This is a genomic window from Paenirhizobium naphthalenivorans (assembly GCF_007992095.1).
Lineage (GTDB): Bacteria > Pseudomonadota > Alphaproteobacteria > Rhizobiales > Rhizobiaceae > Allorhizobium > Allorhizobium naphthalenivorans.
Window position 1 is genome coordinate 1 of record NZ_BJZP01000068.1, and the last position, 2,954, is coordinate 2,954.

The window sequence follows — 2,954 nt, forward strand, 5'->3', positions numbered from 1 at the left end:
ATTCGTCATTTAGGCCCTTGAAATGATCAAGATCCAACAGCGCGAATGACAGCTGTGTGTTTTCGTGAAGCGCGAGGTGCCACTCCCTCGTCAGCGCACTATTGAAGGCGCGGCGGTTCCCCAATCCAGTAAGCTCATCAGTCACGGAAATCGTCTCGAGCCTTTCTTCGATCAGCTTTCTTTCCGAGATATCGCGCATGCTGATGACAAAACCCGTGGCCGCTCGCCCATGCGTATTTATCCGCCGCGCATTCCCTTCCATCCATCTCAAGGAGCCATCCTTGGCGTAAACACGAAATGTTTGGCGATTAAACTCCGCTTCGCCTAGTTTCAGTCTCTCCGAATTGATCTCTATTTGAGCCAGATCTCCCTCATAAACGAGTCCCTTGCCGCGCGCGATCAGTTCCATTGGCGACCACCCGAGCACTTCCTTGACCGAAGGCGAAACGTACACAAGCTCCATACCTGGTCCAACTTGCACGATGACATCCATACAGGTTTCGGTTAGTGCTTTGTAGTCGATCGAGGTGGGTTCCCTCCTGAGCTTACGAAACCAGTTGACGAGATAAGACATGTACGGGGACCTCGAAAACTACAACAATTGCATTTTACTGTTGTCGAATAAACAAATTAACAATCGCAAAACGTCGTAGAACAACAGATTTTTAGGCACGCCGGAATGCCGCTCAGATGGCCGTCATCAACGTCAAGAAGGGTCTTCCGCCAAGCATGATCTGTCATCTTATCGTGAGGCCGCCGCACCCACGTTGCGCGCGTGTAGACAAGGAGTAGCCTGTGACCGCCGAATCACCTCGAACTTGGCGTCAGATTCCAAAATCCGTGATTGCTCTGGGGTTGGTTTCGATGTTCATGGATATGTCCTCCGAACTTGTGCACAGCCTCCTGCCGCTCTTTCTTGTCGGTACACTTGGCGCCAGCGCGGCAATGGTCGGCTTTATCGAAGGCATCGCAGAGGCTACAGCAGCGATTGCCAAGGTGTTTTCCGGTGCGATTTCCGACCGGATCGGCAAGCGAAAGTTGCTGGCCGCGCTCGGATATGGCCTATCTGCCCTGACGAAGCCGCTCTTTCCTGTCGCTGGGTCTGTCAGCCTCGTGCTTACAGCCCGTTTCATTGACCGCGTCGGCAAGGGTATTAGAGGTGCACCGCGTGATGCATTGGTTGCCGATATAACCCCGTCCAACATCCGGGGCGCAGCATACGGAATGCGCCAGGCGCTCGACACGGTGGGGGCGGTTGCAGGTCCGTTGCTGGCAATGGCTCTAATGGCCATTTATGTCGATGATTTCCGTTCGGTATTCTGGTGGGCGGTATTGCCAGCGACCATCGCCGTTGCCCTGATGGTTTTTGGCGTACAGGAACCGTCCCTCGCCAGACCTTCGGGCCAAAAGGGCTGGCCCATCCAACGTGTCGGCTTGAACCGCATGGGTAGTGATTTTTGGTGGGTCGTCATCATAGGCGTCGTCTTCACGATGGCTCGGTTCAGCGAGGCGTTTCTCCTCCTCAAGGGGCAAGAGGCGGGACTACCTTTGGCGCTGGTACCGCTGGTTATGGTGTTAATGAATCTGGTCTACGCCATTCTTTCAACACCAGCAGGGGCATGGTCCGACAGTATCGGCAGGCGTAAGGTGCTGGCAATCGGAATGGGAGTTCTTGTCATTGCTGACCTCTCCCTCGCCTTCGTCCCCGGCTTGGTCGGATTATTCCTTGGTGTTGCCTTGTGGGGTGCCTACCTAGGCTTGACCCAGGGCCTCCTCTCGGCGCTGGTGGCCGACACTACCCCTGACGACAGTCGCGGCACAGCTTTTGGAATCTTTAATCTCGTCACCGGCTTTGCCCTTTTGGCGGCCAGCAGTATCGCGGGATTTCTGTGGCAAGCGTATGGATCAAGCGCCACCTTTGTTGTTGGAGCCATTTTCGCGGGTATTGCTGCGCTGTCACTGACGGTGATGGGAAAGCGGAAGTCATCGCGAGAGGGTGCGTGACGCTCACCAAGAGCAGTGCAGGTTTGGAAGACCGCCCTGCTCACCTTCCCGACGGCCAAGGCGCTCGCCCGGTAGAGCGTGTCGCATCTAACAGGATTCGGGATTGATCGGGATAGGGGGACGCCTCACGACGCCGCGCCTCCCACACCACCGGGCATACGGATCGCCGCCACGGAAATCATCGGCACCTATCAGAGGGCAGGCGCGTGACGGCGAAAAGCAATCTCGGTTCCGGCGGATCCGCCGGGGGATGAACATCGTCATGTTCACCAACACCTTCACCCCGCATGTCGGCGGGGTTGCCCACAGCGTGGCATGGCTGGCCGAAGACCTGCGGCGCCTCGGGCATCGCGTGCTTGTCGTGGCGCCGGAATACGGAGTGGCACGGAATGATGAGCCCGACATCCTGCGGGTACCGGCCGTTCGCCATTTCGCCGGCAGCGATTTTTCCCTCCCTCTGCCCCTGGCACGGCTCTTCGACGATGCTCTCGACTGCTTCCGGCCGGACATCGTTCATTCCCACCACCCGTTCCTGCTCGGCACGCTGGCACTGCGCGTGGCAGCCGAGTTGGACCGGCCCGTCGTCTACACCTACCACACCCGATATGAGTGCTATTGCCATCACGTCGCCCCGGATGCACGGGCCATACAGCGGCTCGTTCTAAGCCTCTCCTTCGGTTACTGCGACCTCTGTGACGCCGTTGTCGCGCCAAGTGCAAGCATTGCCCGCCATCTGACGGACCATGGCGTCAGGACGCCGGTCTCGCAGATACCGACCGGGGTGGACCTTGCCTTCTTCGCGAGCGGCGACGGCGGGAGAGCTCGGACGGCCGCAGGCATTCCGGCGGATGCATTTGTCGTCGGCCATGTGGGCCGTCTGGCCGCCGAGAAAAATCTCGAATTCCTGGCCGAAGCGGTACTTCCGTTTCTCCGCTCGCACGAAGCGGCCC

General features: G+C 58.2%; 3 protein-coding genes. 2 read left to right on the forward strand and 1 reads right to left on the reverse strand.

The annotated features are described in order from the left end of the window. Positions 1 to 574: sensor domain-containing diguanylate cyclase (locus RNA01_RS22945; protein WP_147182404.1), on the reverse strand; the 574-nt coding region annotated here is incomplete at its 3' end. A gap of 221 nt (positions 575 to 795) precedes the next feature. On the opposite strand from RNA01_RS22945, the gene RNA01_RS22950 reads away from it, so the two are divergent. Continuing rightward, positions 796 to 2,004: an MFS transporter gene (locus RNA01_RS22950; RefSeq protein WP_235916854.1), complete on the forward strand. Its 1,209-nt coding sequence runs from the start codon at positions 796 to 798 to the stop codon at positions 2,002 to 2,004. 250 nt (positions 2,005 to 2,254) lie between these two features. Next, positions 2,255 to 2,954: glycosyltransferase (locus RNA01_RS22955; protein ID WP_147182405.1), on the forward strand; the 700-nt coding region annotated here is incomplete at its 3' end.